General features: G+C 36.6%; 7 protein-coding genes. All 7 read left to right on the top strand.

What is annotated here, in order from left to right:
• Positions 1-188 precede the first annotated feature (188 nt).
• Positions 189-911, top strand: a complete 723-nt coding sequence (locus R2B72_RS18375) for an NAD(P)/FAD-dependent oxidoreductase (RefSeq protein WP_318618343.1) — start codon at positions 189-191, stop codon at positions 909-911.
• A gap of 90 nt (positions 912-1,001) precedes the next feature.
• Complete coding sequence (locus tag R2B72_RS18370; protein ID WP_318618342.1) at positions 1,002-1,229, top strand: hypothetical protein; 228 nt, start codon at positions 1,002-1,004, stop codon at positions 1,227-1,229.
• Between the two features lie 179 nt (positions 1,230-1,408).
• Positions 1,409-1,717, top strand: a complete 309-nt coding sequence (locus tag R2B72_RS18365; protein WP_318618340.1) for a metalloregulator ArsR/SmtB family transcription factor — start codon at positions 1,409-1,411, stop codon at positions 1,715-1,717.
• Between the two features lie 64 nt (positions 1,718-1,781).
• The gene (locus R2B72_RS18360; RefSeq protein WP_412177884.1) at positions 1,782-2,660 is read left to right on the top strand and encodes a permease; all 879 of its coding nucleotides are present in this window, start codon (positions 1,782-1,784) and stop codon (positions 2,658-2,660) included.
• Between the two features lie 15 nt (positions 2,661-2,675).
• Positions 2,676-2,831, top strand: a complete 156-nt coding sequence (locus tag R2B72_RS18355; RefSeq protein ID WP_318618338.1) for a hypothetical protein — start codon at positions 2,676-2,678, stop codon at positions 2,829-2,831.
• A gap of 400 nt (positions 2,832-3,231) precedes the next feature.
• Positions 3,232-3,579, top strand: coding sequence for a metalloregulator ArsR/SmtB family transcription factor (locus R2B72_RS18350; protein WP_318618336.1), 348 nt, complete (start codon positions 3,232-3,234; stop codon positions 3,577-3,579).
• Positions 3,580-3,594: 15 nt separating this feature from the next.
• Positions 3,595-4,048 (top strand): ArsB/NhaD family transporter (locus R2B72_RS18345; protein WP_318618335.1); only part of this gene is annotated, 454 nt, incomplete at its 3' end.

The raw sequence follows: 4,048 nt of genomic DNA, 5'->3' as shown, positions 1-4,048 counted from the left end.
TTAGTCGCTACCATTATACCGAATTTGGGGAGGTGTCTCATTTTTATTTGATTGAAACCCTTGATACCAAAGGGATAGGAATTATGAAATTAACTCACTGAAGAAATGTTAGCCATTTTATTTTATCCACTGTTCTATTTTATATAGTATATATCGTTGAAACGCGGTATTAAAAAGTAGCTTTTATGTTGACAACTATATTTGATTCGAGAGTCATCGGTGCAGGGCAATCGGGTTTAGCTACCGCATACTATTTAAAGAATAAAGGTTTGAAATATCTTGTTTTAGAAAAAAGTGACCAAACTGCAGGTTCGTGGCCGCTTTATTATGATAGTCTTAAGTTATTTTCACCAGTACAGTATTCCTCTCTACCTGGTTTGAGATTTCAAGGGGATATTCATCATTATCCGACGAAAACAGAGGTTATGTCATATTTAAATACCTACGCACAAAAGTTTGATTTAAACATTGCTACAGGAAAAACAGTAACTGAAGTCCTGAAAGAACAAGAATTATTTTTGATCAAGACGGAAGAAGGGGAGTTATTCAAAGCTAAAACAATCATTTCGGCAACAGGATCATTTGACTTGCCTAATCTCTCTGAAATAATGGGCACCGAATCTTTTGCCGGAGAAATAATACATTCGGGTCAGTACTCTAATCCGAAACGATATGCGAATAAAAGGGTTATTGTCGTTGGTGCCGGAAACTCTGCGGTTCAAATAGCTTATGAATTACGAAAAACATCTAAAGTTACACTCGCGACACGTACTCCCATAAAATTCACCCCACAAACAATTTTAGGGAAGGATATACATTATTGGTTTAAACTGAGTGGTTTAGATTATCTTCCGTATGGTAAGAAACTTTCTGTAAGTAGTTCAGTTTTAGATAGGAATCTATATAAATGAGCAATAAATAATAATAATCCTGATAGAAGAGATCTGTTTGTATCTATAAAAATAGACGGAGTTATTTGGGTTTCTGGCGAAGAAGAAAAAGTGGATACAATTATTTTTGCAACAGGTTATAATCCTAATGTGAATTATCTCTTCTCACTCCAGGGGGCTCTTGATGAAATAGGAATGCCGGTACATCAAGAAGGTGTAAGTACATCGAATAAAGGTTTATTTTATGTAGGTTTACCGGGTCAACGTTCATTCTCTTCGGCCACTTTACGAGGCGTTGGTAAGGATGCAAACTATATTGTTAATAAAGTCAAAGCTTAATTATAGTTGTAATGTCTAGGTACGGGGCTTTGCGAAAACTTCAAATCCCTGCATTTAAATTTACAATCTATCATTTATTATATGATTTTGCAGAGGGCTAAGTTTATTTATTGACACTATGTATGATTCGGCATAATATAATACATATCAAAAATAATTGATGTGAGAAGGGGAAAATCATGATAAAACAGCCGGATGTTTGTGATATAACTTTACTCGACTATGAGAAGAAATTTAAAGCACTGTCGGATCACAAGAGACTTTATATATTGCGTATTTTAGCCGCAGAAGGAAAAACCTGTGTGTGTGATTTGGGTGAACTACTAGCCTTGCCACAATCTAAATTATCGTATCATCTAAAAGTCTTATTAGATGTGAACTTTATTTCTGTTGAAAAAGAAGGGAAATGGAATTTTTATTCTGCAAATTCCAATGAAATAAAGAAGGTTTTATCGCCGAATCTTTGTTGTCTTTTTTATCCTGAATAAGGATAATTTTTTTGGAGTTCGCATCAAAAAAAGTTGATGTGTATGATTAGAAAGGATGATTTACATGGATATTATGGGGTTCATTAAGAATTTCCTAATACTGTTTGTTGAATTGGCAGCGTTATTTCTTGTGATTAGTTTTCTTGTAAGCTTGCTTCAACAGGTCGTAACGGAGGAAAGGGTCAAAAGTGTTTTAGAGAAAGGGAATAAAGCGACAGGATATCTCTCTGGAACTTTTTTAGGCGCACTTACGCCATTTTGCTCCTGCTCAACCGTCCCAATTTTGGCAGGGTTATTGAGTTCAGGGGCTCCATTTGGTCCGTCTATTTCTTTTTTAATCGCATCTCCTTTATTGAATCCGATTATCGTGATTTTATTGTGGAAGCTATTAGGCTTAAAATTGACTGTGTTTTACGTTGTCAGTATGTTTATTTTCGCAGTGCTAGCAGGTGTCCTATTTAATGCATTGGGATTAGAGAAACATCTAAAAAACGTAAGAATTCGCCGCAAACAAAATGAGAATGGGGAGTCGGAATCAAAGTGGGTTCTCGCATTAAAAGATGCATGGAATTTCTTTTACCCGGTTTTACCTTACTTACTCATCGGGGTTCTCATTGGTGCTGTTATTCATGATTTCATTCCTGCTGAATTTATAACAGCGATTGCCGGGAATGATAATCCATTTGCGATTCCTATTGCTGCTGTTATTGGGATTCCGATGTACATTCGAGTTGAAACGATGATTCCTATATCAGAAGCGTTAGTAGCTAAAGGAATGAGTATGGGTGCTGTGGTTGCACTGATTATTGGAGGTGCAGGAGCGAGTCTCCCTGAAATTCTGCTGTTAAACAAATTATTTAAGCCAAGATTATTAGCAGCCTTTATTATTGCGATTTTTATAGGCGCTGTCACAACGGGCTACATTCTTTACTTTACATTTTAAGGGGGTGAAAGATGAATGAAAAAAGAATCGCTATTTAAAAAGATTTTTGCTTCCAAGCAGGATTGCTGCTCGGTTGAGATTGAAAAGGTTGAAGAGGAAACTGAAAAGGTTTCTGATAAAGCTACGGCAAGTAAAAATGATTCTTCATGCTGTTCCCCTGAAAAGGAGTAATCAAAAGTGATAACTTTGAAAGGTGATAGTAATGATCATTAACCGTGGAGGTACATTAAGTGTTGCCTACTTTAGATCTTATTTTGAGCTAATACTAGCGTCTCGAACATCGGATGTAGACGAAGCTAGAAAGATTGTTTTTTACCGTTTATTTAACAATAACTCTCACCAATTAGGTGAGGAAACATATCAACAATTTTTACAAGCATATAGTAATTTAGCGAATAATGACTAAGTAATATGGAGCGTTTTGTTCCACTACATAAGGTGCTCGGTTCTAAACAGATTGGAATTGTTTGGAATCAAGCATCTTATTTAATTTTTCTTCTCTTAAATGATTAACACACTTGCGTATATAGGCATATGATTATATGATAGTAGAGAAATGGAGGGATGGTCTATGAATAAAACTGTGACGACAGATATGCAAAGGGCATCACAACTGTTGAAATTGCTTGGGGATCAAACGCGTTTGACGATGATGAAATTGTTGCAATCTCATGACTGTTGCGTCTGTGAATTCGTAGAAATTTTCAAAATGAGTCAACCGGCGATTAGCCAGCACTTGCGTAAACTAAGGGATATTGAGTTGGTGAAAGAAACGCGTAAAGGAAAGTGGATCTTCTACTCAATCAATGAAGATCATGAAGATTATCCGTTTATACAAGGTATCCTTGGGCATCTTCCCGGACAAGAAGGATTAGTAACTGAATTGGAGGCGCAAGGATTGCGCATTTGTTGTGAGTAAGGGGGAGAACGAACGTTGACTTCAGTTATTATCGCATTATTGATTTTCATAATCACACTGATATTTGTCATTTGGCAGCCTAGAAACTTATCGATTGGATGGTCTGCCTGTATCGGTGCAGTAGTCGCTTTATTAGTAGGCGTAGTTAATTTTCAGGATGTTATAGACGTAACGGGGATTGTATGGAATGCTACGCTTGCTTTCATAGCGATTATTATCATCTCGTTAATCTTAGACGAAATCGGATTTTTCGAATGGTCTGCGCTTCATATGGCCAGATTAGCCAAAGGTAGCGGTATTCGTATGTTTGTGTATGTCAGCCTTTTGGGTGCAGTTGTTGCTGCGTTGTTCGCAAATGACGGGGCTGCTCTCATACTCACGCCAATTGTGCTTGCAATGGTACGAAATTTGAATTTCAATGAAAAGATGATTTTTCCTTTCATCATTGCCAGTGGTTTTATTGCAGATA

Source organism: Sporosarcina sp. YIM B06819 (genome assembly GCF_033485175.1).
Taxonomy (GTDB): Bacteria; Bacillota; Bacilli; order Bacillales_A; family Planococcaceae; genus Sporosarcina.
The sequence above is the reverse complement of the archived record's forward strand: the minus strand, read 5'-3'. Positions and strand labels throughout refer to the sequence as shown.

Bases quoted from the DNA above. Each gene is read 5' to 3' on its own strand.
- R2B72_RS18365 (WP_318618340.1), top strand. From the start codon at position 1,409: ATGATAAAACAGCCGGATGTTTGTGATATAACTTTACTCGACTATGAG.
- R2B72_RS18360 (WP_412177884.1), top strand. From the start codon at position 1,782: ATGGATATTATGGGGTTCATTAAGAATTTCCTAATACTGTTTGTTGAA.
- R2B72_RS18355 (WP_318618338.1), top strand. From the start codon at position 2,676: ATGAAAAAAGAATCGCTATTTAAAAAGATTTTTGCTTCCAAGCAGGAT.
- R2B72_RS18350 (WP_318618336.1), top strand. From the start codon at position 3,232: ATGAATAAAACTGTGACGACAGATATGCAAAGGGCATCACAACTGTTG.